Here is a 25,113-nt window from a genome sequence, read left to right as displayed (position 1 = left end):
CGTGAGCGACGCCTGAGATGTACACCTACATCATCAAACGATTGCTGATGTTGCTGCCGACGCTGATCGGCGCCGCAATCCTGATCTTCCTGCTGTTGCGACTGGTGCCGGGCGACGTCTGCCTGCTGAAGTTCGGCGGCGAAGGCTCGTATGCGGATCCGCAGCAGATCCTTCAGTGCCAGCAGCGGCTCGGACTGACCGACCCGATCTGGCAGCAGTTCTTCGACTACATGGTCGGGTTCTTCACCTTCGACCTTGGTGTGTCGATGTGGACCAGCCAGCCGGTCGCCTACGAGATCGCGATCCGCTTCGAGCTGTCCCTGCAGGTCGCCCTGATGGCAACCTTCGTCTCGGTCGTGATCGCTCTGCCGCTCGGAATCATCTCCGCGGCCAAGCAGAATTCCTGGATCGACTACCTGGTGCGAACGTTCAGCATCGCCGGTATCGCCATGCCATCCTTCTGGTTGGGAATCCTGATCATCCTGGGCCTGCTCATAGGCTCCCAGGCATGGTTCGGCCGGCCGTGGATGCCGCCGATCCACTTCCAATCGTTCTTTGTCGATCCGGTCCATAACATGAGCCAGCTGATCTGGCCGGCGCTCGCCACCGGATACCGGTACTCCGCCGTCGCCACCCGCATGACCCGGTCGGCCATGCTGGAGGTGCTGCGCGAGGATTATGTCCGGACCGCCCGCGCCAAAGGCCTGATCGAGAAGGTGATCATCAACAAGCACGCGCTGAAGAACGCGATGCTGCCGGTCATCACCATCGTCGGCATCGAGTTCGCATTCCTGATGGGCGGGCTCGTGGTGACCGAGCAGGTGTTCAACCTCAACGGCCTCGGCAAGCTCTTCGTCTCGGCCGTGACCCAGTCGGACTACACGATGACCCAGGCCCTGGTGATGCTGGTGGTGGCGATCTTCGTCCTCATGAACTTCCTGGTCGACATCATGTACGCGTGGCTCGACCCGCGCATTCGCTACAGCTAAGGGAGCCATCACGATGACGACCCCCGACATCAGCATCGAGTCCGATCGGCTGCCGCAGCGAAAGTCCGTCCTGCAGCATATCGGCAGCCTCGCCCGCAAACAGCCGTTGGGCTTTGCCGGCGGACTCGTGGTCCTGGCGATGGTTTTCATGGCGGTCTTCGCGCCGTGGCTGGCCCCCTTCGACCCGGAGCAGGCGAACTTCGCCGACATGCTCGTCCCGCCGGGATCCACCAGCGAGATGGGCGAAGGCTTCTTCCTGCTCGGCACCGACCAGTTCGGCCGCGACCTGTTCTCGCGCATCATCTACGGCGCGCGGACGGCCCTGCTCGTCGGCTTCACCGCGGCCATCATCGGCTCCTGCGCCGGTCTGGCCCTGGGCGTGGCGAGCGCCTATTTCGGCGGCTATTTCGACCTGATCCTGCAGCGGATCATCGACGTCTTCATGGCGTTCCCGCTGATCATCATGGCGCTGGCGATCGTCGCCATCTTCGGCACCGGCACGGAGAAGGTGATCATGGCGATCACCATCCCGTTCATCCCGCGCTGTGCCCGCGTGGTGCGCTCGAGCGCACTGGCAGTGCGCGAGATGCCCTATGTGGATGCCGCCCGCTCGATCGGCTACAGCAGCGCGCGGATCATCTTCCGGCATATCGCTCCGAACGTGGTCGCCCCGTTCCTGATCATGCTCACCGCGTTCCTGGGCGAGGCGATCCTCCTGGAGGCGTCCCTGTCCTATCTGGGCCTGGGCGTGCAGGAGCCGACTCCGGCCTGGGGCCTGATGCTGCAGGGCGGTGCCGAGGAATACGCCGAGAGCGCGATCTGGGTGCCGATCTTCCCGGGTCTGGCCATCACCATCGCGGTGTTCGGCTTCAACCTGTTCGGCGACGCCGTGCGCGACGCTCTGGATCCCCGCCTGCGCTCCCAGTGAGCGCCACGGCAGCAACCTGCGAAAAGGGCCCCGGTTTCGGGGCCCTTTTCAGTTCCGGGGATGCCGTGCCAGTCAGGCCGGCGTGTCGTCGACGACCAGGCTGTAGATGCCGTCGCTGTCCGGCGACCCAACGATTTCAGAGCTCATCAGATAGCGCTGGGCGCCGACCAGGACGGTCGCCTCGTCGGTGTCGTCGTTCAGAACGGGCACGTAGAGCCGGTCGCTGGCCACGAACTCCCGGCCGGGGACGGAAAACCGCAACCGGCAGAACAGGGCACACCGCCCGTCCAGGACGGTCTGATAGATCCCCTTCCGGAACGTGACCGCTCCCGCCGGCATAACGTCGTCCAGATACTTGCCGGTAACCTCGAAGCCGTAGATCTCGCGCATCCGCGTCCCCGCAAGCCGGCACCAGAACCGGAGATCGGCGTCGCGCTCAATGATGATCATACCAGGGAGGACCTCGGCCGGCAGGTCGAGCGGATCGATCTCCGACCGGCGCGGCAGGCGCCCCAGCGACTGCCGCAGTGCCATCCAGTAGTCGTACAGACCGACCAGTCCCGCGTCGGTGAGCGACGCCCGAAAGCCCAGGGCCTGATTCACGTCGAACCTCTTACGTTGCCGGACGGATTTTCATCGATGTTGCGTCAAATCCGCGAAGATGTCGAAGCCGATCCGATCCCGGTCTCGGTCAATGGGCGGTTCTCAGCGGAACGGCTCGTCGAAGGCCAGGCGATAGAGCCCGTCATCCTCCTCTTCGCCCCGCAGGTCCGCGATCGACAGGAAGCTCTGGCCGGAGAAAAAGGACCGACACGTCGTCGCCGTCGTTGGACAGAGCCGGAAGATAGAGCCGGTCGCTGGCGACGAACTCCCGCCCGGGAATGGCGAAACGCAGACGGCAATAGGCGGCGCAGGGATCGTCGAGGGCCCTGGCGTAGATCCGCTGGCGGATCTCGGCGGGGCCGGCCGGCAGCACCTCGTCCACATACATGTCGGTCATCGACGACTTGTGCATCTCCTGCAGTCTCGCGCCGGCGAGCTCGCATCGGTATCGACCGGTCCGCTCGCGGACCAGAATCATCGCAAGCGGCAGGAAGGCGGGCGGCAGGTCGATGGGGTCGATCTCCCGACGGCGTGGCAGCCGGCCAAGCGTGCGGCAGAGGTCCCGCCATTGTTCATAGACCGAACGCAGCAGCGGATCCGAGATGATCGCCGAGAATGACGAGCTGCCGTCCATCTTCCCTCCGCCGTATCGGGCTGATGAAGAACTATTTTAAACTAAATACTCTCGTTTTGACATTGGACCAGTGCCTGAAATGAAGAAGGCCCGTCCTGCGACGGGCCTTCATGGAAATCTTCGACAATCGGATCCCCGAACGTCAGGCCGCCTCGGCGGCTCCGCTGGCGGTGCGCTGCACGAGATGGCCCGGCGACACCTCGTCGTAGTAGCGCTGCGGCGGCTCGTAGCCGACCGGCTTGACCGGGCTCGGGATCTCGTCGGTCATCAGGCGCAGCTCGGTCTTGCGCTTGGACGGGTCGGCGATCGGCACCGCGGCCATCAGCTTCTTGGTATAGGGGTGCTGCGGATTCTCGAACACCGCCTGGCGCGGGCCGATCTCGACGATCTCGCCGAGATACATCACCGCCACCCGATGGCTGATCCGCTCGACCACCGCCATGTCATGGCTGATGAAGAGGTAGGCGAGGCCCATCTCCTCCTGCAGATCCATCATCAGGTTCACCACCTGGGCCTGGATCGACACGTCGAGGGCCGACACCGCCTCGTCGGCGATGATCAGCTTCGGCGACAGGCCGAGCGCGCGGGCGATGCAGAGACGCTGACGCTGACCGCCGGAGAACTCGTGCGGATACCGACCGGCATGCTCGGCATCAAGGCCGACACGGCGCAGCAGGTCGATCACCCGGTCCTGGGCCTCCTTGCCGCGGGCCAGGCCGTGCACGATCATCGGCTCGGCGATGGCGTCGCCCGCCGTCATGCGCGGATTCAGCGACGCGAACGGATCCTGAAAGATCATCTGCATGTCGCGGCGGAACGGCCGCATCTCCGACGCGGACAGGCCGCTGAGCTCCTGGCCCTCGAAGATCACCGAGCCGCGGGTCGGCTGAACCAGGCGGATGATGCTGCGCCCGGTGGTGGACTTGCCGCAGCCGGACTCGCCGACCACGGCCAGGGTCTCGCCGGGCTGCAGGGTGAAGGAGACGTTCTCGACCGCGTGGACCCGGCCGCTCGCCTTGCCGAACATGCCGCCGCGGATGTCGAAGCGCGTGGTCAGCCCCTCGACCTGCAGCAGAGGCGGCGCGTCGACCTTCACGGTGTCGCGGATCTGCAGCGCGGCCTCGGACATGACGGCCTGCTCGGACACCGTGTCGCCCTCGGCCCGGCTGACGTCCACGTTCGCGAACTTCATCGGCCGCGCGTAGCCCTTCATCGAGCCGAGCCGCGGCACCGCCGCCAGCAGCGCCTTCGTATACAGGTGCTGCGGATTTTCGAAGATCTGCTGGGCCGGGCCTTCCTCGACCACCTTGCCGCGCAGCATGACGACGACCCGGTCCGCCACCTCGGCGACCACGCCCATGTCGTGGGTGATGAACATCACCGACATGCCGATCTCGTTCTGCAGCTGCTTGATCAGATCGAGGATCTGCGCCTGGATCGTCACGTCGAGCGCGGTGGTCGGCTCGTCGGCGATCAGCAGGCTCGGCCGGCACGACAGGGCCATGGCGATCATCACGCGCTGGCGCATGCCGCCGGAAAGCTGGTGCGGATACTGCGAGAGCTGCTTCTCGGGTTCGGGAATGCGGACCAGCTTGAGCATCTCCAGCGCCTGCTGCAGCGCCTGCTCCTCGGTCTTGCCCTGGTGCAGCATGATCGCCTCGGCGATCTGGAAGCCGACGGTGAACACCGGGTTCAGCGACGTCATCGGCTCCTGGAAGATCATCGAGATGTCGTTGCCGCGGATGGCGCGCATCTCGTCCATCGGCTGCTTGGCGATATCGACCACGTCGCCGGAGGGCTTGCGGAACAGGATCTCGCCGGAGGGGATCTTGCCGCCGGCATTGTCCGTCAGACGCATGATCGACATGGCGGTCACCGACTTGCCGGAGCCGGATTCACCGACCACGGCCAGGGTCTCTCCCTTGTCGATATGCCACGAGACGCCATCGACCGCCTTGACCGTACGGTCCTCCAGCGGGAAGTGGACCTTCAGATCGTTGACCTCGATGAGCCGATTGGCATCCATCCCCTAACTCCCAAAAAAACAAAACCGTCCCTGTACCCCTCTTCGGCGGGGGCGAGATTGCATACACTAACCGAGCCGGACCACGATTTGCAGGTGTTTTTCCGGTTTTCCCGCCATTTATCCCCGCTACGATGACCCCATGAAACCAGTCGACTTCCCCGGCGGCCTGAAAGCGGGAATGCGGGCCGCGGTAGGCCTCCCAACGGTTGTGCTGCTGGGCAGCCTTACCGGCTATGGCGCGCTGGCCCATGACACCGGGTTCGGCGGCGGGCTGGCCGTGCTCTCCACCATCCTGATCTGGGGCCTGCCGGGTCAGATCGTCATGGCGGAGATGTATGCGGCCGGGGCCGACGTGCTGGCGATCGCCATCGCCGTGGGCATGGCGAACATGCGGTTCTTCCCCATGGCGGTGTCGCTCATGCCGACGCTGGGCGGCGGCGGCCTCGCCACGCGCTTCGCCCAGGCCCAGCTCATGTCCGCCACCTCCTGGGCCTATGTCATGCGCAGCTCCGCGCCGGAGACGCCCCAGGCCCGGCTCGGCTACCACACCGGTTTCACCTGCGTCTGCGTGACGGTGGCGGCGATCGCCACGCTGATCGGCTATCTCGGCGCCGCCGGCCTGCCCAAGCCCCTGGCCATGGCCCTGCTGTTCATCAATGCCTGCTTCCTGTTGCTGCTGCTGCTCGACACCAGGGGCCGGGGAGCGGCCGTGGCGGTGATCACCGGCGTGGCGGCGGGCATTCCGATCAACATGTACTTTCCCGACACCGGCCTCATCATCACCGGCCTGATCGGCGGCACCGCCGGGTTCCTGGCCGACGGCACCCGACGGCAGGAGGAACCATGACGGCGTTCGGACCGGCGACGGCGGCGCTGGTGGTGGTCGGCGCCATCGCGGCCACGGCGCTGTGGCGCGCCCTCGGTGTCTTCCTGGCCAGGCGCCTGGATCCGCAGGGCGCTGTGTTCCGCTGGTTCTCCTTCGCCTCCTTCGCGGTGCTGGCCGGCCTGCTGTCGCGGCTGCTGATCCTGCCGACAGGCGACCTGGCGAGCGTCGGGCTGGAGGTGAGGCTGGGTGCCGCGCTGATCGGCGTGGCCGCGTTCTACCTGTCGCGGCGCAACCTGCTGGTCGGGGTGGCGAGCGGCACGATCAGCTTCGCGCTGGCGGCGGGGGCGTTGGGGTAGAGTTCAAGCCTATCGTCATCCCGAAACAGGTTCGGGATGACGTCTGAGTGTGTGGGGGCGTCAGGCGTTCCCGCTCAGATAGTCGAGCGCCGCCTGGACGCCGCCGGTCTGGATCGGCACGCCGGCCATCCGCAGGCCCATCTCGCAGCCGGACAGGGTGCCGCACAGCATCAGGTCGTTGAAGTCGCCGAGATGGCCGATGCGGAACATCCGGCCCTTCACCTTGCCGAGGCCCGCGCCCAGCGACATGTCGAACTTGTCCAGGATCACCTTGCGCACCGCGTCGGCGTCGTGGCCCTCGGGCATCACCACGCCGGTCAGCACGGGCGAGTATTCGCGGGTATCCTCGCACTGGATCTCCAGGCCCCACTGGCGCACCGCCCGGCGGGTCGCCTCGGCGTGGCGCTCGTGGCGGGCGAAGACGTTCTCCAGCCCCTCGTCCATCAGCATGTCGCAGGCCTCGTTGAGGCCGTAGAGCAGGTTGGTGTTCGGGGTATAGGGGAAGTTACCGGTCGGGTTCTGGCCGATCTGCGACGACCACTCCCAATAGGATTTGGTCATCTTCGAGGATTTCGCCGCCTCCAGCGCCTTGTCGCTGACCGCGTTGAAGCTGATCCCCGGCGGCAGCATCAGGCCCTTCTGCGAGCCGGAGATGGTGACGTCGATCCCCCACTCGTCATGGCGGAGGTCGGCCGAGGCCAGGCCCGAGATCGTGTCGACCATGAACAGCGCGGGATGGCCGGCCGCGTCGATCGCCTTGCGCACCTCGGGGATGCGGGAGGTGACGCCGGTCGAGGTCTCGTTATGGACGCAGCACACAGCCTTGATCTCGTGGCCCTTGTCCTTGGACAGGCGCGCTTCCACCTCGGCCGGGTCGACGCCGTGGCGCCAGTCGCCCTCGATCACCTCCGGCTTCAGGCCGATCCGGGTGGCGAGCTCGACCCACAGGGTGGAGAACTGGCCGGTCTCGACCATCAGCACCTTGTCGCCGGGGGACAGCGTGTTGACCAGGGCGGCCTCCCACGCGCCGGTGCCGGAGGCGGGGAAGATGATCACCGGGTTCTTGGTCTTGAAGATCGGCTTGATCTTCTCGAGCACCTCCTTGGCCAGCGCCTGGAACTCGGGGCCGCGGTGGTCGATGGTCGGCCGTTCGATGGCGCGCAGGATGCGGCCCGGCACGTTGGAGGGACCGGGGATCTGCAGGAAGTGGGGGCCGGCACGGTGGGCCATGGGGTGTTCCTCCTAAGGGTCTGTTCTGGTCAGGCGAGGGCGCGTTCCAGGACGCGGGAGACGTGGATCGCCTCGCGTCCTGCGCCGTCGTGAATCTGGTGGCGGCACGAGGTGCCGTCGGCGACGAGGATGGTGTCAGGATCGGCCGCCCGGACCGCCGGGAGTAGGCTGAGCTCGGCCATCTTCATCGACACCTCGATGTGGTCCTTCTCGTAGCCGAAGGCGCCGGCCATGCCGCAGCAGCTCGACTCGATCACCGACACGTCGAGACCCGGAATCAGCTTAAGGGCGGTCTGCACCGGTCCCATGGCGGCGAAGGCCTTCTGGTGGCAGTGGCCGTGGACCAGGGCCTTGGCGCCGATCGGCTTGAGCTTGAGCCCGTCCAGCCGCCCGGCTGCGGCCTCGCGGGCGATGAACTCCTCGAACAGCATGGCCATCTCCGGCACCTTGCCGGCTCGGTCGCGCAGCAGTGAGGGCAGTTCGTCCTTCAGGGTGAACAGGCAGGACGGCTCCAGCCCGACGATCGGCACCCCGCGCTCGGCGAACGGCGCGAAGGCCTCGGCCAGCCGGGCCATCTCGGCCTCCGCCTTCTCGATCAGGCCCGACGCGAGATAGGTGCGCCCGCAACAGACATGGCGCCCGCCGGCCGCCACCGGGTCGATCACGTGGATCGTGTAGCCCGCCGCCTCCAGCACCGCCACGGCGGCGCGCAGGTTCTCCGGCTCGAAATAGGTGTTGAAGGTGTCGGCGAAGAGCACGACCTCGCGGCCGTCCACCACCGGTCGGTCCGACACTTCGGATCCTCGGAACGGCGCGGACGTCCAGTGCGGCAGCGTGCGCTCCATGGCAAAGCCGAGCAGTTTCTCGCTGAGCCAGGCCGCCCCCGGCACCGCGTCGCGCAGGTTGGCGAGGTAGGAGAAGCGGCTCGCCGCCTCGGCATAGCGCGGCATCTCGGCGATCAGCCGGTCCTTGGCCGAGAGGCCGTGGCGCTTGACGTATTGGCCCAGCACCTCGGTCTTCATCTTCGCCATGTCGACGCCGGTCGGGCACTCCCGTTTGCAGCCCTTACAGCCGACGCAGAGGTCCAGCGTCTCCTTCAACGCCGGATCGCTCAGCGCCTCGGGGCCCAGCTGGCCGGACAAGGCGAGGCGCAGGGTGTTGGCCCGGCCGCGCACCAGATGCTGTTCGTCGCCGGTGGCTCGGAAGCTGGGGCACATGACGCCGGGATCGCGTTTGCGGCAGGCGCCGTTGTTGTTGCACATCTCCACCGCCCCGGAGAGCCCGCCCCAGGCCGACCAGTCGAACCGGGTGTCCGGATTGACCGCCGTGTAGCCCGGCTTGAACCGGAACAGGGAGCGGTCGTCCATCTTCGGCGGGTTCACGATCCGGCCCGGATTCATCAGTCCCTTGGGGTCGAACGCCTGCTTCACCTCGGCGAAGGCGTCGACCACCCGGTCGCCGAACATGGAGCGGTGGAACTCCGAGCGTACGATGCCGTCGCCATGCTCGCCGGAATGGGAGCCCTTGTATTCCCGCACCATCTCGAAGGCCTCTTCGGCGATGGCGCGCATCTTCTTCACGTCGCCGCCGTCCTTCATGTTCAGGATCGGCCGCACATGCAGGGTCCCGACCGAGGCATGGGCGTACCAGGTGCCCTTGGTGCCGTGCTTGGTGAACACGTCGGTCAGCCGCGCGGTGTAATCCGCCAGGTGCTCCAGCGGCACCGCGCAATCCTCGATGAAGGAGACCGGTTTTCCGTCGCTCTTCATCGACATCATGATGTTGAGGCCGGACTGGCGGACCTCGGTGATCCGCGCCTGCAGGCCCGGATCCTCCGCCCGCACCACGGCACCGGGGAAGCCGAGATCGGCCATCATGGTTTCCAGATCAGCCAGCTTGGCCAGCAGCGGATCCTTCTCGTCGCCGGCGAATTCGACCAGCAGCAGCGCGTCCGGCTCGCCGGCCACGAACTCGCGCATGGCCGCCTGGAACATCGGGATCTCGCGGGCCAGCTCGATCATGGTGCGGTCGATCAGCTCGACGCCGAACGGCTTCAGGGTCACCAGGTGCTGGGTGTTCTCCATCGCCGCGTGAAAGGTCGGGAAATGGCAGACGCCGACCACCCGATGCTTGGGGATCGCGTGGGTCTTCAGTTTGATGCGCCGCGACAGGGCGAGCGTCCCCTCCGAGCCGACCAGCAGCGAGGCCATGTTGTGGCCGCCCGCCGCGTCCCGCGCCGTCACCCGGTCCAGGTTGTAGCCGCCGACCTTGCGCATCAGCTTGGGGATGTTGGCGTCGATCTCGCCCTGCTCGCGTTCGGCGATGGCGCGGATCCGCTGCACCAGGTCGCGGTAGCGCGCCGGACCCGACAGCTCGCCCAGATTGCCCGGCACCCGGTCGAAGCGGGCCTCGGTGCCGTCCATCAGGATGGCGTCGATGGCTTCCACGTTGTCGACCATGATGCCGTAATGGATCGAGCGACCGCCGCAGGAATTGTTGGCCGCCATGCCGCCGATGGTCGCCCGCGAGGAGGTCGAGATGTCGACCGGATAGATCCGCCCCTTCGGCTTCAGCCAGGCGTTCAGGTGGTCGAGCACGATGCCCGGCTGGACGGTGACCTCGTGGGTCTCCTCGTCGTAGTCGGTGATCCCGCGCAGGTATTTGGTGCAGTCGAGCACCAGGGCGGTGTTCACCGTCTGCCCGCATTGCGAGGTGCCGCCGCCGCGCGGCAGCAGGGGAATGCCCTCCATCTCGGCGATATGCACGGCGGCGCGCAGGTCGTTCTCGGTCTTCGGAATGACCACGCCGATCGGTTCGACCTGATAGATCGAGGCGTCGGTGGCATAGCGGCCGCGGGTGAAGGCGTCGAACTTCACCTCGCCTTCGATCTCGCGTCCCAGCCGCTCGGCCAGGGCGGAATCGCCGATCCGCGTCGCTGCATCCACCATCGTCTCTACCCTCGGGGGCTTGGCCCCGTTTTGCGTTTCCTCGCGTGCTAATCTAGCGCCAGGATAGGGCCGACGATACCAAGCGAGCGGACAACGGATGTCGCCGAGCGGACAGGATGGAGGATCCGGCAAGGATCCGGTGAGCGGTCACGAGGAGACCGACACGCCGGTGATCGGCCATGCCGCGTCCTTCGCGCCGGGGGCCAGCGTGCCGTGGCACACCCATGACCGGGGCCAGCTCGCCCTGACGCTCGCCCGGGTGATGCGGGTGGAGACGCCGCAGCGGGTCTGGCTGGTGCCGCGCGGCAGCGTGCTGTGGCTGCCGGCCGGCACGCCGCACCGCTCGCTCGCACCGGAGGAACGCTCCATGCGCAGTCTCTTCGTCCGCGACGACGGCGCCGGCGCCCTGCCCGACAGTCCCAGCGCGGTGGAACAGGGCACGCCGCTGGCCGACATGGTGACCTGGCTGGCGGAGACCTACGACCGGGAGCGACTGGACCGGGCCTGGACCACGGTGGCCGGTGCCGCGCTGGCGCTGGTGCGCCCGGCGCCGGGGTTGAGCGTGCGCCTGCCCCGGCCGGGCGATCCGGCGGTGGCGCGGATCGCCGATGCGGTCAGCGCCGACCCGTCGGACGAGCGCTCGCTGGAGGAATGGGGGGATATCCTGGCCGTCAGCCCGCGCACCCTGCGCCGGAGGGTGCAGGCGGAGACGGGGATGACCTATCGCGACTGGCGGCGCTATCTGGCGCTGACGGCGGCGGCGGAGAAGCTGCTGACGGGGGACCGGGTGACGGACGTGGCCTTCGAGGCGGGGTACGCCACCTCAAGCGCCTTCGTGGCGGCCTTTCACAAGGCGTTCCAGGTCACGCCGGGGCAGTTCCAGCGGCTGGCGGGGGGTTAACACCCTCCTTCGGTTCCCTGCCCGGATTTATTCCGGGCCTAGCCCGAGAGCTTGCGCGCTCTCGGAAGTCTCGGAGCGACGGACGGGCTCGCCCTGGCACAAGGCCGGCCGGCGCAAGGCCTTGGAGTGTCGGACTTGTTGGAAAGGCGGTGCCGAAATCACGGCCGCCGAGGGACAGGCCCCATAGCCCTCCCCGTCTTCCCGGCCTTGCGCCGGGATCCAGGGAGAGGCGCGCTGCGGCTGCGGACCATCATCCTCGGGCGTTCCGGCTGCTGACGGCTGGGTCCCGGCGCAAGGCCGGGAAGACGGGGAAGGAAAGGAGCAGGCGCGCCGCGCCCCCTTCTAGAACCGCCAGCCCACGGTGATCCCGCCGAACACGCTCGGACCGTTCTGCCCCTCGAACTCGGGGCTGCGGATCACGTGGGTATAGGCGATGCGGAAATCGTCATAGGTCAGCACCGCACCGGCCGACAGCTCGCCGACGAAGATGTTCTTGTCGACGCTGGGGGAGTCCTCGAACGTGTTGCCGTCGAGGAAGATGTTGCGGGCCACCGCCCGGCCCTCGGCACCGGCGAACACATACCAGCCGAGCCGGTCGCCGCCGACCACCTCGCCGAAGAAGTCCGACCCCGGGCTCGCCGGCTGGATGCGCGGCGGACCGTAGTCGCCCTCCGGCGGATCGCCGAGGCGGAAGGTGATGCCCGCGGCGCCGTGGGTGAACACGTTGCCCAGCGCCACCGTGGTGTGCGGCGCGGCATCGACCCGCAGCCCGCCATAGCTCGCCAGCGGCGCGCCGAAGACCCAGCGCCGCTGCAGCATCAGGAGCACCGCCGGCTCGTTGTTGAGCTGATGGTCCCAGCCCTGGGGATCGGGAGAGCCGATCTGGTCGTGCACGAAATCCTGCACTTCCTCGCCGAGGGCCAGCGGACCGACGACGCCGAGCGACAGCAGCGCGGAGGTCTGCACCCGCGAGAACCGGCTGTCCTGCTCGTAGGGCTCGTCGGTGATCACGCCGACCGATCCGTAGAGCCAGGCGGCATAGGGCTGGTCGTCCGCCGGCGGGTTCTCCAGCTTGATGTCCTGGGGCGTGTACAGGTTCTGACCGAAGGTCGCCTGCCAACGGGTCTTCTCCCCGGTGCCCAGCAGCGGCTCGGAACCGCTGCGCACCACATACGGCACATTGTTCACCTCGCTGGTCCAGGTGAAGCGGAAGCCGTTGGTGTAGTACTGGTCCGTATTGGCGGGAAGGTCGTTCTCCAGCGTGAAGCTGAGCACCGACTCGTCCTTGTCCACCTCCTCCTTCGGCTTTTCATCCGCGAAGGCCGGAGCGGCGGGAACGGCGAGAAGCAGGGCGTAGAGAATTTTGCGCATGGACCGACTCATACGTTGCTGCGATGGAACGCGCCAGTCCGGACTTGACCGTAAGACGCGCTTATGGCTCAACTGCTGCCATGATGTTCGGAACCGCGATGCTCGGCCTGCGACTTATTTGCCCGGCTCTCTGAGAGAGACCGGGACAGATTCGTTCGCCCCCGCGCGTCCACCCCAAGGTTCCATTGAGGCCGACCTGATGATCGGCAGTGACCCCCAACAGGTATCGAAAATTCCGGACGCCCGAGCTGCGTTCGAAATTTCCCGTTCCTGTGGCGTGGCGGCGACACACACCAGCAGACGAGAGCGACGATAATCCGGCGCCCGCCCACGGCACCCGACCTCCCGAGCGAGGGATCGGACCGGCGGCGCGCCCCAGGAGGAAAGACGATGTTGAACCGCATGCCGATCCACAAATACCGCGCCTACGCCCAGGTCGATCTGCCCAAGCGATCCTGGCCGGACAAGGTTATCGACACCGCCCCGATCTGGTGCTCCGTGGACCTCCGCGACGGCAACCAGGCCCTGGTCGACCCGATGGACGGCGCCCGCAAGCGGCGGATGTGGGACGCCCTGGTCAAGATGGGCTTCAAGCAGGTCGAGGTCGGGTTCCCGTCCGCCTCGGATACCGACTTCAATTTCGTGCGCCAGCTCATCGAGGAGAACCTGATCCCCGATGACGTCACCATCCAGGTCCTGACCCAGGCGCGCGAGCATCTGGTCCAGCGTACCTTCGAGAGCGTGCTCGGCGCCAAGAACGTCATCATCCACCTGTACAACTCGACCTCCGAGCTGCAGCGCCGGGTGGTGTTCCAGCAGGATCAGGCCGGCGTGAAGAAGATCGCCACCGAGGGCGCGGAGATGGTGCGCGACCGCCTGCCGATGCTGGCCGGCCAGAACGTCCAGCTCCAGTACTCGCCGGAGAGCTTCACCGGCACCGAGCTGGACTACGCCCTGGAGGTCTGCGAGGCGGTCATGGATATCTGGGCGCCGGTCGTCGACAACCAGATCATCCTCAACCTGCCCTCCACGGTGGAGATGTCGACCCCGAACATCTACGCCGACCAGATCGAGTGGATGCACCGCAACTTCACCCGGCGCGACCGGATCTGCCTGTCGGTTCACCCGCATAACGACCGGGGCACCGGCGTGGCGGCGGCCGAGCTGGCGGTGATGGCCGGCGCCGACCGGGTGGAAGGCACCCTGTTCGGCAACGGTGAGCGCACCGGCAACGTGGACATCGTCACCCTGGGCTTGAACCTGTTCACCCAGGGCGTCGACCCGAAGCTGGACTTCTCCGACATCAACGGGCTGATGGAGACGGCGGAATACTGCAACCAGTTGCCGATCCACCCGCGCCATCCCTATGCCGGCGAGCTGGTCCACACCGCCTTCTCCGGCTCGCACCAGGACGCGATCAACAAGGGCATGAAGGCGATCAAGGCGGCGAACAGCGGTGTGTGGGAGGTGCCCTACCTGCCGATCGATCCGCACGATATCGGCCGCGACTACGAGGCGGTGATCCGCGTCAACTCGCAGTCGGGCAAGGGCGGCATCGCCTATGTGCTGGAGAACGACCACCACATTCGGCTTCCCAAGGAATGGCAGGCCCAGTTCAGCCAGGTCATCCAGCGCCTGACCGACGCCAGCAGCCAGGAGATCTCCAGCCAGGAGATCTGGAACGCATTCGAGAAGGAATACGTCACCCAGCCCGAGGGCCGGTTCAACCTGGTCAACTTCGAATCCCGCCGCGTACCCGGCTCGAACCAGGTCGTGGAGGTCAATGCCGTGCTCACCGACAACGGCACGGAGAAGACGATCACCGGTCAGGGCAACGGCCCGGTCAACGCCTTCTCGCACATGATGCGCAAGGAGTTCGGGCTGAAGTTCAAGCTCAAGGACTATGTGGAGCACACCCGCTCGGTCGGCTCCGACGCCGAGGCGGCCGCCTATATCGAGATCAAGGTGCCGGACGAGACCGGGACCAGCATCTTCGGCGTGGGCATCGACACCGACATCACCCTGGCGCCGATCAAGGCGGTGGTGAGCGCGTGTAACCGGCTGTAACCGGTCGCGGGACTGAATATTCGGGCGGGTGCGGGACGGTCCCGCGCCCGCCCTTCCTATTCGCGGGCGCTATTTCTCGAACACCAGCCGGTCGTAGAGGTGCCAGGTCGTGTGCCCGAGGATCGGGAAGATCACGATCACGCCGAGGAGCGCCGGCGCGATCGCCAGCAGCGTCAGCGCGCCGACAGCCGCCCCCCAGATCAGCATCACCGCCGGGCTGGCCAGAACGGTCTTCACGCTGGTGATCATCGCGGTGATGAAGTCGATCTCCTTGTCCAGCAGCAGCGGCATGGAGATGACGGTCAGCGAATACAGGATGGTCGACAGCACCGCCCCGACGATGGTGCCGACGATCAGGAACGAGGCGCCCTGCGATGTGGTGAGCAGGACGTCGGCGAAGGCTTCCAGCGAACTCATGCCGCGATAGCCGAGCGTCAGGGCCATCACCAGCCGCACCTGATAGGCCCACATCCAGAACACGAACAGCACCACGAAGCTCATCCAGCCGAGTTGGCGGCCGCGCTGGGCGAAGACCACCAGGAAGATGTCCGACGCGCGATAGCTCTCCCCCCGGCTGCGCCGGCGCGAGATCTCGTAGAGCCCCGCCGCCAGGAACGGCGCGACCAGGGGAAAGCCCACCCCAGCGGCCACGGCGATCAGGATCTGGTCGTAGACCACGAGGCTGGACACCAGGACCGCGCCGAACAGGGCGCAGACCAGGCCGAAGAACAGGCTGAGGACCGGTGAGGCCACGGTATCGCGCAGCCCCGCCCCAAGGGCGGCCCGGATGTCGTCGAAGCCGGCCGCCCGAACATCCAGGCGCGGGACCGGCGATGTATGCGTATGCGGCTGATCGGTGCTCATGTCGGACGCCCCTTCCCCTGGGGACGCCCGCCCGAACGGGTGACCGCCCCAACAGCGCTCCGCTCTGGACACGGCCATCCGGCGCGCCCGGCGGTGTGATTTTCAATCAGTCTACGCTCGGTGCACCGGCCGCACCAGATATCCGCATGACGGCCCCGACGACGCCATGCCCGTGCCGCCGCGCGGCGTGGTTGCCGGCGCTCGTAGATTCTTGAATGAGGGAAAGTTCGTGGTGCCCCCGGTCCGACTCGAACGGACACTTCCTTGCGGAAAACAGATTTTGAGTCTGTCGCGTCTACCAATTCCGCCACGGGGGCGCCGGGCGGGCCGCACTATGCCGAGCCCGCGACACCCGGTCAATCGGATCGCGCCCGGCATGGTCGGTCGGCGTCGGTCGGGGCCGCACAGCCCGCGACCGGTATCGGCAACACCTGACGGTCGCAGGCGCCTGCCATCTTGCCGCCCCGGTCGCCGGCTGGTATCGCAGCGCTCACCCGTCGACACCGCGCCGAGGCCGCTCCATGCTCCGTCCGTTCTACGATTGGACCCTGCGGGTCTCCGGCCACCGGCACGCCGAGCGCTGGCTCGCCCTGGTCTCCTTCGTGGAAAGCTCGGTCTTCCCGATTCCGCCGGACGTGATGATGGTGCCGATGATCCTCGCCGACCGCGCCAAGGCCTGGCGGATCGCCCTGATCGCCACCGTTGCCTCGGTGCTGGGCGGTCTGCTGGGCTACGCCATCGGCAGCCTGTTCTTCGAGGCGCTCGGCCAGCCGATCCTTGAACTCTACGGCAAGGCGGACAAATTCGACGCCTTCGCCGACATGTACAACGACTGGGGCGCCTGGGTCGTCTTCGGCGCCGGCGTCACGCCGTTCCCCTACAAGGTGATCACCATCGCCAGCGGCGTAACCCGGCTCGATCTGCTGGTGTTCGTCATCGCCTCGGTTCTGGCGCGCGGCGTGCGGTTCTTCGCCGTCGCCGGTCTGCTGTGGTATTTCGGACCGCCGATCCGCCGGGTGCTGGAGCGGCATCTGGGGCTGATCACCACCGTGTTCTTCGTGCTCCTGCTGGGAGGCTTCGTGGCGATCAAATGGCTGTTCTGACCCCGCTCTTCGTCGCGGCCGCCGCCGCCGCCGCACTGGCGGCCGCGCTGATCTCCCAGTACGGCTTCGACCTGCAGCCCTGCGTGCTCTGCATCTGGCAGCGCTGGCCCTATCTGGCGGCGATCGGGCTCGGCCTCGCCGCCATCGCCCTTCGCCGGGCCCCTGCGCGCCGGGCCCCTGCGGCCGCGCGCGCGCTGACCGGGCTCGCCATCCTCGCCGTCCTGGTCTCCGGCGGCATCGGCGGCTTCCATGTGGGCGTCGAGCAGGGTTGGTGGGAGGGCACCTCCGGCTGCGGCTCGACCTCCGGCACCGACGACCTGAACGCCCTGCGCGCCCAGATCATGAACGCACCGATCGTGCGCTGCGACGAGGTCGCCTTCTCCCTGTTCGGCATTTCCATGGCCGGCTGGAACCTCCTCTACGCGCTGGGGGTTGCCCTCGTGGCGATCCGCGCCATGCTGGTGCAGAGCAATGCCCGACCGGGAGCCTGAGCGATGACCCAAACCGCCGCGAAGCCCGCCGCCGCCGTCAGGGGCCGCCGCCTGCCCGGCGACCTGTCCAAGCGCGCGCAGATCGACCGTATCCTGCGCGTCGACCATGCCGGGGAGTTCGGCGCCCAGCGGATCTACGAAGGCCAGCTCGCGATCCTCGGCCGCAAGCCCTGCGGCAAGACGATCCGCCACATGCAGCAGCAGGAGGAGAAGCACCTCGCCGCCTTCGAGAAGCTGATCGTCGAGCGCCGGGCCCGGCCGACCCTGCTGCACCCGTTGTGGAACGTCGCCGGCTTCGCCCTGGGCGCCGGCACCGCGCTGCTGGGCGAGAAGGCGGCCATGGCCTGCACCATCGCCGTCGAAGAGGTGATCGACGACCACTATCGCCGCCAGCACGAGTCGCTGGGCGAGGACGAGGCGGCGCTGAAGCAGACGATCGAGGAATTCCGCGCCGAGGAGGCCGAGCACGCCCATATCGGCCGCGAGCATGGCGGCGAGGAGACGGTCGGCTATCCGGTCATGCGCGCGGCGATCGCCGCCGGCTCGCGCCTGGCGATCTGGCTGAGCGAACGCGTCTGATCCCGTAACCCGGCCGCTGCGGACATGCAGGCCCCGCGCCGGCGTGTTAGAAGGCGGCGATACAGCCCCATGCGGGCCGTCCCCGTGCCGAGGTCAGCCGCCAGACCATGCTGAAATCCATCCTCCGGAGCGATGCGGGTTCCGCCGTGCTGACCTGGGTGCTGCGCGGCTATCTGGGCCTGCTGCTGGCGACCGTCCGGATGGACCGCCGGATCGATCCGGCGGCGGCCGCGCTGATCGACAGCGGCAAGCCGTTCATCGGCGCGTTCTGGCATAACCGGCTGGGGCTGATCGCCGCCGCCTGGACCCGCGGCCGGCCGATGGCCATGGTCCATTCCTCCCATGGCGACGGCCGCATGCTCGGCACGGCCCTGGCGGCCTTCATCTCGCGACCGATCGAAGGCTCGACCCGGCGCAATCCCCTGGGCGCGCTGCGGGGCATGCTCCGGGCGCTGGAGGACGGGCTGCCCGTCGCCGCCACGCCGGACGGACCGAGAGGCCCCCGCATGCGCTGCCAGATGGGGGTGGTCGAGGCGGCACGGCTCAGCGGCGCCCCGGTGATCCCCGTCGCCTACAGTTCCCGGCCGCGGATCCAGGCCCGGTCCTGGGACCGCTTCCTGGTGCCGCTGCCGTTCACCCGGGGCGTGCTGATCCTTGGCGCCCCCGTCACCGTGACCGCCGACGCCGGGGAGCGGGAGCGCAACCGCGCGCGGATCGAGGAGACCCTGATCCGGATCACCGACGAGGCCGACCGGTCGCTCGGCCTTGAGCCGATCCCGCCGGCGCCGGAGAAGGCGAAGGTCCGCCGATGATCCTGCCGCTGTACAAAGGTCTGGCCACCGCTCTGGGTCCGGTGATCGACGTCTATCTCGACCGCCGGGTGGCGCGCGGCAAGGAGGATCCCGGCCGGCTGGACGAGCGCCGCGGCATCGCCGACCGATCCCGACCCGAGGGCCGACTGATCTGGCTGCACGCCGCCAGTGTCGGCGAGGCGGTGGGGCTGCTCACTCTGGTCCGGGCCCTGCGCGATACCCGGCCGGACCTCGTCCTGCTGATGACCACCGGCACCACCACCTCGGCCGACGCCATGGCCAAACGCCTGCCCGAGGGCGTGATCCACCAGTTCGTGCCGGTCGATCGGCCGGCCTGGGTGGGCCGGTTCCTGGCCCATTGGCGGCCGGATCTCGGCATCTGGATGGAGTCGGACCTCTGGCCGACCCTGGTGACCGAGGCGGATGCGCGCGGCATACCCATGGCCATCGTCGACGGTCGGCTCTCGGTCGGCGCATTCCAGCGCTGGCGGCGGCTGGGACGGCTCGCCCGACCGCTGTTCGACGCCTTCGACCTGGTGCTGGCCGCCAGCGAGGACCAGGCCCGCCGGTTCTCGGCGCTGGGCTGCGCCGACGTGCGCTATGCCGGCAACCTGAAGGCCGCGGGCGACCCGCCGGTGGTCGACGATACCCTGGCAGCGGACATCCGGGGCGTGATCGCAGGCCGGCCGGTCTGGCTGGCGGCGAGCACCCATCCGGGAGAGGATTCGGTGGTGCTCGATGCCCATGCCCGGCTCGCAGCCGCCCGGCCCGATCTGCTGACGGTGATCGTGCCGCGCCACACCCGGCGCGGAGACGAGATCGCCGCCCTGGCCCAGAGCCGGGGCCTCGGCCTGGCGCGGCGCTCCGCCGGCGAGCCGGTGACGCCGCGGACTGCCATCTATCTGGCCGACACGATGGGCGAGATCGCCGCCTTCTACAGCGCGATCCCGGTGACCTTCCTCGCCGGCTCCCTGGTGCCCGTCGGCGGTCACAACCCGATCGAGCCCGCCCATTGCGGCACCGCCCTGGTCTTCGGCCCGCTCATCCCCAACAACCGGGACGCCGCCGATGCCCTGCTCGCCGCCGGCGGGGCGATGGAGATCCGCGACGCCGTCAGCCTGGCCGAAACGGTCGGCGCCCTGCTGGACGATCCGGCGGCGGCGGCGCAGATGGCCGCCAGCGCCCGGGCGGTCGCCGACGAGGGCCGCGCCGGGCTTGACCGCATCCTCGACGCCCTGTCCCCGCTGCTGCCCGGAGAGGCGGGGTGAAGGCCCCCGCCTTCTGGGCCACGGGCGGCTGGCCGGCGCTCGCCCTGACCCCGGCGAGCTGGTTGTGGCGCGTGGGAGCCGGGCTTCGCAAGGCGACGACGACACCCTACAGACCGTCAGTCCCGCTGATCTGCGTCGGCAACGCCACCGCCGGCGGCGCCGGCAAGACACCCACGGTGCTGGCCGTGGCCGGCGATCTCCTTGCACGGGGCAGGCGGGTCGGCCTGCTGTCGCGCGGCCATGGCGGCAGGCTCACGGGTCCGGTGCGGGTCGATCCCGCCCGGCATGCGGCCGCCGATGTGGGCGACGAGCCGCTGCTGCTGGCCGGAACGGCGCCGACGGTGATCGCCCGCGACCGGGCGGCCGGAGCGCGGCTGCTGGAACAGATCGGCGTCGATGTGATCGTCATGGATGACGGGCTGCAGAACCCCTCGCTCGCCCCGACCCTGTGCCTGCTGGTGGTCGATGGCGGGGCCGGGATCGGCAATGGCCGCCTGATACCGGCGGGGCCCCTGCGCGAGCCCTGGCGTGACGCGCTGGAGAAATCCGACGCGGTGGTCCTGATCGGCGAGGATCGCACCGGGATTGCGGCCAGGATCGGCGACGGGTGTCCGGTTCTGCGCGCCGTGCTGGAACCGGCGCCCGCCGCCCTCGCCCTACGGGCACGCCGGGTCCTGGGGTTCGCCGGGATCGGCCGGCCTGACAAGTTCCGCGAGACCCTGACCGGCCTGGGAGCGGAGATCGTCGGCTTCCGGGCTTTCGACGACCACCACCCCTACCGACCGTTGGAGGTCATGGAACTGGTGGAACGGGCGGTCGCCGAGAACGCCATCGCGGTCACCACAGCGAAGGATGCGGTGCGTCTGCCAGCCGAGGCGCGGGCGATGGTGACGGTGGTCGACGTGTCGCTCGCCTGGCGAGATCCGGCGGCCGCACGTGCCGTGCTGGCGCGCGCCGTCGTCTAAATTAGTTGGTCGGCATCGGCGGCACGACGAAGGCCGGGTCGAGACGCCGGTCATACCAGTTCATGCGCCAGTCCAGATGCGGTCCGGTCGCCCGCCCGGTGGCGCCGATGGTGCCGATCACCGTGCCCTGCCTGATGTGCTCGCCCACCTTCACCGCCACGCTGTCCATGTGGATGAAGGTGCTGGACAGCCCGTGGCCATGGTCGAGAATCAGGGTGCCGCCGGTGTAGTAGTGATCGGTCGCCGCCAGGGTCACCAGCCCGTCGGCCGGCGCCACCACAGGCGTGCCCTTGGGAGCGGCGATGTCGATGCCGTAATGCGGCTGGCGCGGCTGGCCGTTGAGGATCCGCTGGCTGCCGTAGACGCCGGAGATCGGCCCTTTCGCCGGCCAGATGAAGCCGGAGCGGAAATCGGTCTCCGGTCGGTCCGCCGCCCGCGCCGCCGCCACCTCCGCCTGATCGCGCCGGATGCGGTCCAGCACCTCCTGCGGCGGCGTCACCATGTTCTCCGGCAGGCCGTCGATCCGCTGGATCTTGAAGTCGCGCGGCGCCACGTTGAGGGTCCGGGTCTCCGCCGAGCCGTCCGGCGCCGTGATCGTCAGGGTGGACGTCGCCGGCGCGTCGCGATGGAAGCCGAAGACGAAGACACCGTCCTCGTCCACTTTCACCGGGATATCGTCGAGCACCAGCCTGGAGCCCGGATCGGTCCGACCGAACACGACCCCGCCCTGGGTGAAGGCGCCGTTGAAGGTGGTTTCGGCCCGCGCCGCCGTCGACAGCAGCACGAGACAGGCGATCGCGAACAGCCGGCGCATCAGAACAGGGTCTCCTGGGTCGGGGTATCGGGCGGAGAGGCGGGAGCCGGCTTGGCACGGGCTTTCGGCTTCGCGCCGCCGCCGCCGTCGGCTGGAGCGGGACCGGTCCCGATGACCGCCGACGTCTCGCCGTCGCGGAACCGCAGGGATACCGTCTGGCCGGCGCTGGTCTCGGCGGCGGATTTCACCGGGGCGCCGGACTCGTCGCGCACCAGGGCGAAGCCGCGCTCCAGCACCCGCTCGAAGGAATTGGCGTCCAGCAGCTTGCCCAGCCCGGCGAGCCGGTCCTCCTCGCTCTTCAGGCGCCGCCCATAGGCCGACCGGGCGCTGCGCAGCAGTCGGGCGAGGTCGCGGTCGCCGTCGGCGATCGAGCGCTCGATCGGCCCGACCCGCAGGCCGCGCGCCACCGTGTCGAACCGGCCCCGGGTGCGGGCCAGGATCTCGGCCGGCGAGGGGATCGGCCGATCGACCGCGTATTTCAGCCGGTCGAGCAGGGCGGTGATCCGGCTGCGCGACGTGCCCGACGCATAATCCAACCGCTGCTGCGCCTGCTCGATGCGCGCGCCCGGATCGCCGAGCCCGCGCGCCAGACCGGAGACGACGGTCCGACCCTCGTTCAGGCGGCGGCTGACGGCGCCGGTCAGCCGGGCGGTGTCCTCGGCGAGGCGGGCGATCAGGTCGGCGCGCACCGGCACCGCCATTTCGGCCGCCGCGCTAGGGGTCGGCGCCCGGCGGTCGCTGGCGAAATCGATCAGGGTGGTGTCCGTCTCATGGCCCACGGCGGAGATCAGCGGAATGTCGGAGGCAGCGGCGGCGCGCACCACCTCCTCCTCGTTGAAGGCCCAGAGATCCTCCAGGCTGCCGCCGCCGCGCGCGACAATCAGCAGGTCCGGACGCGGCATCGGCCCGCCCTGTTCCGGCAGGCTGTTGAAGCCGCGGATCGCGCGGGACACCTGATCTTTCGCCCCGTCGCCCTGCACCAGCACGGGCCAGACGATGACATGCACCGGGAACCGGTCGGCCAGCCGGTGCAGGATGTCGCGGATGACCGCGCCGGTCGGCGAGGTGACGACGCCGATGACGCTCGGCAGGAACGGGATCGGCCGCTTGCGCTCGGCCTCGAACAGGCCCTCGGCGGCCAGCCGCTTGCGCCGGTCCTCCAGCAGCTTGAGCAGCGCGCCCTCGCCCGCCAGCTCCATCTGCTCGATGACCATCTGATACTTCGAGCGGCCGGGATAGGTGGTCAGCTTGCCGGTGGCGATGACCTCCATCCCGTCCTCGGGCTGGATCGACAGCCGCTGGGCGGCGCCGCGCCAGCACACGGCGTCGAGGACGGCGTTCTCGTCCTTCAGGGTCAGATAGACGTGGCCGGAGCCCGCGCGCATGGGCCGCGAGACCTCGCCGCGCACCCGCACGCGCTCGAAGTTGGATTCAACGGTCCGCTTCACCGCCAGGCTGATCTCGCCGACGGAGAACTCCGGCAGGTTGCCGACCGAGTCTGACGCTGCGTCTTCCATGAGCCTCCGTACCACCCTTCTGCGGCCGCCGTCACGGGCAACGATCTCTAATTCAGACGCTCATTCCCGCATCATTCGACTTGAAACCACAACCAATGGAAGATCAAATGACAAACCCCATCATCCGGCACGTTATCCAGGGTGACTTCTCCGCCGCCAGTGCCATCGCCCGCGAGCGGGATCTCCCGGTTAATACCGAACTCGCCAGGATCGCGGAATTCCTGTCCGCCACCGCCTGGCTCGCCGAGCACGCGCCGGGCCCCAGCGTCCGCACGGCCGCACCGCGCGTGCTCCAGGCCGTCGCGTCGATATCCGATCTCTGGGTGAAGAATGCCCGGCCCCGGAGCCCGCCTGGCGGCCCAGGTCGGCGGCCCTGGCGACCCGTCCGGTGGTGCTCCGCCAGGTGATGCTGCTGGCCCTGCCCCGCCGGTGACCGCGAGGCGATGACGTAGTGGCATGGCCCGGCGCCTCGGCGTATGGTCCGCGCCTGCCGCCGGGTCGAGCCGGCGGCGGGACGAAGGATCGGACCTGGAGAAGCCTGACATGCGCATTCTGGTCGTGGGCTCCGGCGGGCGCGAGCACGCCCTGTGCTGGGCCATTGCCGCCTCGCCGCTGGTGACCAAGCTGTTCTGTGCCCCCGGCAATGCCGGCATCGCGCGCGAGGCCGAGTGCGTGCCCATCGGCGTCGACGACCACGACGCCCTGGTGGCGTTCTGCCGGGACTCCGCCATGGAGTTCGTCGTCGTCGGCCCGGAGGCCCCGCTGGTCGCCGGGCTGGTCGACAAGCTGGACGCCGCCGGGATCAAGTCGTTCGGTCCGACCGCCGCCGCGGCGGTGCTGGAGGGCTCCAAGGCCTTCACCAAGGATTTCTGCGCCCGCCACCACATCCCGACCGCCGCCTATGGCCGCTTCACCGACGCCGAGGCCGCCAAGGCCTATATCCGCGAACAGGGTGCGCCGATCGTGGTCAAGGCCGACGGGCTCGCCGCCGGCAAGGGCGTGATCATGGCCGAGACCGTCGACCAGGCCCTGGAGGCGGTCGACGCGATCATGGCCGACCGGGCCTTCGGCGAGGCCGGGGCCGAGATCGTCGTCGAGGAATGGATGATCGGCGAGGAGGCCAGCTTCTTCGCGCTGACCGACGGCGAAGCGATCCTGCCGCTGGCCGGCGCCCAGGACCACAAGCGGGTCGGCGACGGCGATACCGGCCCGAACACCGGCGGCATGGGGGCGTACTCCCCCGCCCCCGTGGTGGACGACGCCATGGCCGCACGGATCGTGAAGGAGATCATCGCCCCCACCGTCGCCGGTATGGCGGCCGAGGGCCGGACCTTCCGCGGCGTGCTGTTCGCCGGGCTGATGATCACCGAGGCGGGGCCGAAGTTGATCGAGTACAACGTCCGCTTCGGCGACCCGGAGTGCCAGGCGCTGATGCTGCGCCTGAAGGGCGACTTCCTGTCCGCCCTGATCGCCACAGCCGACGGTCAGATCGGCCATTTCCACCTGCGCTGGCACGACGAGACCGCGCTCTGCGTGGTCATGGCCGCCAACGGCTATCCGGGCGCCTACGAGAAGAACACCGTCATCGCCGGCACCGAGGCCGTGGAGAGCGACGACGTGGTGGTGTTCCACGCCGGCACGGCCCGGGGCGAGGACGGCCGCCTGCTGGCGACCGGCGGCCGGGTGCTGGGCGTGACCGCCATCGGCAAGGACGCGGCCGAGGCCCGGGCGCGGGCCTATGCGGCGGTGGACGGGATCGACTGGCCCGGCGGCTTCTGCCGGCGCGACATCGCCTGGCGGGCCCTGCAGGGCTGACGACGC

At 68.6% G+C, this 25,113-nt stretch carries 23 protein-coding genes and 1 tRNA gene; 13 read left to right on the top strand and 11 right to left on the bottom strand.

Annotation, left to right across the window (positions count from 1 at the left end):
* Window positions 1-17: 17 nt before the first annotated feature.
* Complete coding sequence (locus BLS34_RS11905) at window positions 18-989, top strand: ABC transporter permease (protein WP_028796366.1); 972 nt, start codon at window positions 18-20, stop codon at window positions 987-989.
* A 13-nt stretch (window positions 990-1,002) separates the two neighbouring features.
* On the top strand, window positions 1,003-1,917 hold the full coding sequence (locus BLS34_RS11900; RefSeq protein WP_093150486.1) for an ABC transporter permease: 915 nt from the start codon (window positions 1,003-1,005) through the stop codon (window positions 1,915-1,917).
* 72 nt (window positions 1,918-1,989) lie between these two features.
* Here BLS34_RS11900 and BLS34_RS11895 read toward each other — a convergent pair whose 3' ends face one another.
* The 3 genes from BLS34_RS11895 to BLS34_RS26665 all read right to left on the bottom strand — a co-directional run bounded on the left by BLS34_RS11895 (window position 1,990) and on the right by BLS34_RS26665 (window position 5,180).
* A complete protein-coding gene (locus tag BLS34_RS11895) occupies window positions 1,990-2,520 on the bottom strand; it encodes a PAS domain-containing protein (RefSeq protein ID WP_028796364.1) in 531 nt (176 codons plus the stop codon).
* A gap of 142 nt (window positions 2,521-2,662) precedes the next feature.
* A complete protein-coding gene (locus tag BLS34_RS11890) occupies window positions 2,663-3,154 on the bottom strand; it encodes a PAS domain-containing protein (RefSeq protein WP_093150483.1) in 492 nt (163 codons plus the stop codon).
* 142 nt (window positions 3,155-3,296) lie between these two features.
* Complete coding sequence (locus BLS34_RS26665) at window positions 3,297-5,180, bottom strand: ABC transporter ATP-binding protein (RefSeq protein ID WP_038015793.1); 1,884 nt, start codon at window positions 5,178-5,180, stop codon at window positions 3,297-3,299.
* A 139-nt stretch (window positions 5,181-5,319) separates the two neighbouring features.
* Between BLS34_RS26665 and BLS34_RS11880 the strand changes: the two genes are divergently transcribed.
* Together BLS34_RS11880 and BLS34_RS11875 are read left to right on the top strand one after the other, a co-directional pair.
* A complete protein-coding gene (locus BLS34_RS11880; protein ID WP_093150481.1) occupies window positions 5,320-6,027 on the top strand; it encodes an AzlC family ABC transporter permease in 708 nt (235 codons plus the stop codon).
* A complete protein-coding gene (locus tag BLS34_RS11875) occupies window positions 6,024-6,362 on the top strand; it encodes an AzlD domain-containing protein (RefSeq protein ID WP_028796361.1) in 339 nt (112 codons plus the stop codon). Before BLS34_RS11880 ends, BLS34_RS11875 begins: the two co-directional genes overlap by 4 nt.
* Window positions 6,363-6,422: 60 nt before the next feature.
* On the opposite strand, the gene BLS34_RS11870 is transcribed toward BLS34_RS11875, so the two are convergent.
* Together BLS34_RS11870 and BLS34_RS11865 are read right to left on the bottom strand one after the other, a co-directional pair.
* Window positions 6,423-7,592, bottom strand: coding sequence for a pyridoxal-phosphate-dependent aminotransferase family protein (locus tag BLS34_RS11870; RefSeq protein WP_093150478.1), 1,170 nt, complete (start codon window positions 7,590-7,592; stop codon window positions 6,423-6,425).
* A gap of 29 nt (window positions 7,593-7,621) precedes the next feature.
* A complete protein-coding gene (locus tag BLS34_RS11865) occupies window positions 7,622-10,540 on the bottom strand; it encodes an FAD-binding and (Fe-S)-binding domain-containing protein (RefSeq protein ID WP_093150475.1) in 2,919 nt (972 codons plus the stop codon).
* A gap of 97 nt (window positions 10,541-10,637) precedes the next feature.
* On the opposite strand from BLS34_RS11865, the gene BLS34_RS11860 reads away from it, so the two are divergent.
* Complete coding sequence (locus BLS34_RS11860) at window positions 10,638-11,441, top strand: AraC family transcriptional regulator (RefSeq protein ID WP_093150473.1); 804 nt, start codon at window positions 10,638-10,640, stop codon at window positions 11,439-11,441.
* 342 nt (window positions 11,442-11,783) lie between these two features.
* On the opposite strand, the gene BLS34_RS11855 is transcribed toward BLS34_RS11860, so the two are convergent.
* Window positions 11,784-12,812 carry a lipid A deacylase LpxR family protein gene (locus tag BLS34_RS11855; protein WP_051245220.1) on the bottom strand — a complete coding sequence of 343 codons (1,029 nt, stop codon included), beginning with the start codon at window positions 12,810-12,812 and terminating at the stop codon, window positions 11,784-11,786.
* Window positions 12,813-13,202: 390 nt separating this feature from the next.
* Here BLS34_RS11855 and leuA point away from each other — a divergent pair, with 390 nt between their 5' ends.
* Window positions 13,203-14,879, top strand: coding sequence for a 2-isopropylmalate synthase (leuA, locus tag BLS34_RS11850; RefSeq protein WP_028796357.1), 1,677 nt, complete (start codon window positions 13,203-13,205; stop codon window positions 14,877-14,879).
* 69 nt (window positions 14,880-14,948) lie between these two features.
* Here the strand turns inward: leuA and BLS34_RS11845 are convergent, their stop codons facing one another.
* A complete protein-coding gene (locus BLS34_RS11845; protein ID WP_093150470.1) occupies window positions 14,949-15,743 on the bottom strand; it encodes a DUF2189 domain-containing protein in 795 nt (264 codons plus the stop codon).
* 230 nt (window positions 15,744-15,973) lie between these two features.
* A tRNA-Leu gene (locus BLS34_RS11840) sits at window positions 15,974-16,060 on the bottom strand.
* A 204-nt stretch (window positions 16,061-16,264) separates the two neighbouring features.
* Between BLS34_RS11840 and BLS34_RS11835 the strand changes: the two genes are divergently transcribed.
* From BLS34_RS11835 to lpxK, 6 genes are all read left to right on the top strand, one after another.
* The gene (locus BLS34_RS11835; protein WP_028796355.1) at window positions 16,265-16,846 is read left to right on the top strand and encodes a YqaA family protein; all 582 of its coding nucleotides are present in this window, start codon (window positions 16,265-16,267) and stop codon (window positions 16,844-16,846) included.
* Window positions 16,834-17,337: a disulfide bond formation protein B gene (locus tag BLS34_RS11830; RefSeq protein ID WP_093150468.1), complete on the top strand. Its 504-nt coding sequence runs from the start codon at window positions 16,834-16,836 to the stop codon at window positions 17,335-17,337. Before BLS34_RS11835 ends, BLS34_RS11830 begins: the two co-directional genes overlap by 13 nt.
* Before the next feature lie 3 nt (window positions 17,338-17,340).
* Complete coding sequence (locus tag BLS34_RS11825) at window positions 17,341-17,916, top strand: demethoxyubiquinone hydroxylase family protein (protein ID WP_093150466.1); 576 nt, start codon at window positions 17,341-17,343, stop codon at window positions 17,914-17,916.
* A 107-nt stretch (window positions 17,917-18,023) separates the two neighbouring features.
* The gene (locus BLS34_RS11820) at window positions 18,024-18,728 is read left to right on the top strand and encodes a lysophospholipid acyltransferase family protein (protein ID WP_038015782.1); all 705 of its coding nucleotides are present in this window, start codon (window positions 18,024-18,026) and stop codon (window positions 18,726-18,728) included.
* Window positions 18,725-19,996 carry a 3-deoxy-D-manno-octulosonic acid transferase gene (locus BLS34_RS11815; RefSeq protein ID WP_093150463.1) on the top strand — a complete coding sequence of 424 codons (1,272 nt, stop codon included), beginning with the start codon at window positions 18,725-18,727 and terminating at the stop codon, window positions 19,994-19,996. The genes BLS34_RS11820 and BLS34_RS11815 overlap by 4 nt, the downstream gene beginning before the upstream one ends.
* Window positions 19,993-20,961 (top strand): tetraacyldisaccharide 4'-kinase, encoded by a 969-nt coding sequence (gene lpxK, locus BLS34_RS11810; protein WP_093150461.1) that lies wholly within the window; start codon window positions 19,993-19,995, stop codon window positions 20,959-20,961. Before BLS34_RS11815 ends, lpxK begins: the two co-directional genes overlap by 4 nt.
* A 1-nt stretch (window position 20,962) precedes the next feature.
* Here the strand turns inward: lpxK and BLS34_RS11805 are convergent, their stop codons facing one another.
* From BLS34_RS11805 to BLS34_RS25390, 3 genes are all read right to left on the bottom strand, one after another.
* Entirely contained in the window at window positions 20,963-21,775 is an 813-nt protein-coding gene (locus tag BLS34_RS11805; RefSeq protein WP_093150459.1) for a M23 family metallopeptidase, read from the bottom strand.
* Window positions 21,775-23,292, bottom strand: a complete 1,518-nt coding sequence (gene xseA, locus BLS34_RS11800) for an exodeoxyribonuclease VII large subunit (RefSeq protein WP_093150457.1) — start codon at window positions 23,290-23,292, stop codon at window positions 21,775-21,777. Before xseA ends, BLS34_RS11805 begins: the two co-directional genes overlap by 1 nt.
* A 71-nt stretch (window positions 23,293-23,363) precedes the next feature.
* Window positions 23,364-23,543, bottom strand: coding sequence for a hypothetical protein (locus BLS34_RS25390; RefSeq protein ID WP_139189242.1), 180 nt, complete (start codon window positions 23,541-23,543; stop codon window positions 23,364-23,366).
* Between the two features lie 292 nt (window positions 23,544-23,835).
* On the opposite strand from BLS34_RS25390, the gene purD reads away from it, so the two are divergent.
* Window positions 23,836-25,107 (top strand): phosphoribosylamine--glycine ligase, encoded by a 1,272-nt coding sequence (purD, locus tag BLS34_RS11790; RefSeq protein WP_093150453.1) that lies wholly within the window; start codon window positions 23,836-23,838, stop codon window positions 25,105-25,107.
* Window positions 25,108-25,113 lie beyond the last annotated feature (6 nt).

This window comes from Thalassobaculum litoreum DSM 18839, from assembly GCF_900102465.1.
Taxonomy (GTDB): Bacteria; Pseudomonadota; Alphaproteobacteria; order Thalassobaculales; family Thalassobaculaceae; genus Thalassobaculum; species Thalassobaculum litoreum.
This window is presented reverse-complemented; position numbering and strand designations above follow the sequence as displayed.

Coding starts and splice junctions, on each gene's coding strand:
- BLS34_RS11905 (WP_028796366.1), top strand. CDS start 18: ATGTACACCTACATCATCAAACGATTGCTGATGTTGCTGCCGACGCTG.
- BLS34_RS11900 (WP_093150486.1), top strand. CDS start 1,003: ATGACGACCCCCGACATCAGCATCGAGTCCGATCGGCTGCCGCAGCGA.
- BLS34_RS11890 (WP_093150483.1), bottom strand. CDS start 3,154: ATGGACGGCAGCTCGTCATTCTCGGCGATCATCTCGGATCCGCTGCTG.
- BLS34_RS26665 (WP_038015793.1), bottom strand. CDS start 5,180: ATGGATGCCAATCGGCTCATCGAGGTCAACGATCTGAAGGTCCACTTC.
- BLS34_RS11880 (WP_093150481.1), top strand. CDS start 5,320: ATGAAACCAGTCGACTTCCCCGGCGGCCTGAAAGCGGGAATGCGGGCC.
- BLS34_RS11875 (WP_028796361.1), top strand. CDS start 6,024: ATGACGGCGTTCGGACCGGCGACGGCGGCGCTGGTGGTGGTCGGCGCC.
- BLS34_RS11870 (WP_093150478.1), bottom strand. CDS start 7,592: ATGGCCCACCGTGCCGGCCCCCACTTCCTGCAGATCCCCGGTCCCTCC.
- BLS34_RS11865 (WP_093150475.1), bottom strand. CDS start 10,540: ATGGTGGATGCAGCGACGCGGATCGGCGATTCCGCCCTGGCCGAGCGG.
- BLS34_RS11860 (WP_093150473.1), top strand. CDS start 10,638: ATGTCGCCGAGCGGACAGGATGGAGGATCCGGCAAGGATCCGGTGAGC.
- BLS34_RS11855 (WP_051245220.1), bottom strand. CDS start 12,812: ATGCGCAAAATTCTCTACGCCCTGCTTCTCGCCGTTCCCGCCGCTCCG.
- leuA (WP_028796357.1), top strand. CDS start 13,203: ATGTTGAACCGCATGCCGATCCACAAATACCGCGCCTACGCCCAGGTC.
- BLS34_RS11845 (WP_093150470.1), bottom strand. CDS start 15,743: ATGAGCACCGATCAGCCGCATACGCATACATCGCCGGTCCCGCGCCTG.
- BLS34_RS11835 (WP_028796355.1), top strand. CDS start 16,265: ATGCTCCGTCCGTTCTACGATTGGACCCTGCGGGTCTCCGGCCACCGG.
- BLS34_RS11830 (WP_093150468.1), top strand. CDS start 16,834: ATGGCTGTTCTGACCCCGCTCTTCGTCGCGGCCGCCGCCGCCGCCGCA.
- BLS34_RS11825 (WP_093150466.1), top strand. CDS start 17,341: ATGACCCAAACCGCCGCGAAGCCCGCCGCCGCCGTCAGGGGCCGCCGC.
- BLS34_RS11820 (WP_038015782.1), top strand. CDS start 18,024: ATGCTGAAATCCATCCTCCGGAGCGATGCGGGTTCCGCCGTGCTGACC.
- BLS34_RS11815 (WP_093150463.1), top strand. CDS start 18,725: ATGATCCTGCCGCTGTACAAAGGTCTGGCCACCGCTCTGGGTCCGGTG.
- BLS34_RS11805 (WP_093150459.1), bottom strand. CDS start 21,775: ATGCGCCGGCTGTTCGCGATCGCCTGTCTCGTGCTGCTGTCGACGGCG.
- xseA (WP_093150457.1), bottom strand. CDS start 23,292: ATGGAAGACGCAGCGTCAGACTCGGTCGGCAACCTGCCGGAGTTCTCC.
- purD (WP_093150453.1), top strand. CDS start 23,836: ATGCGCATTCTGGTCGTGGGCTCCGGCGGGCGCGAGCACGCCCTGTGC.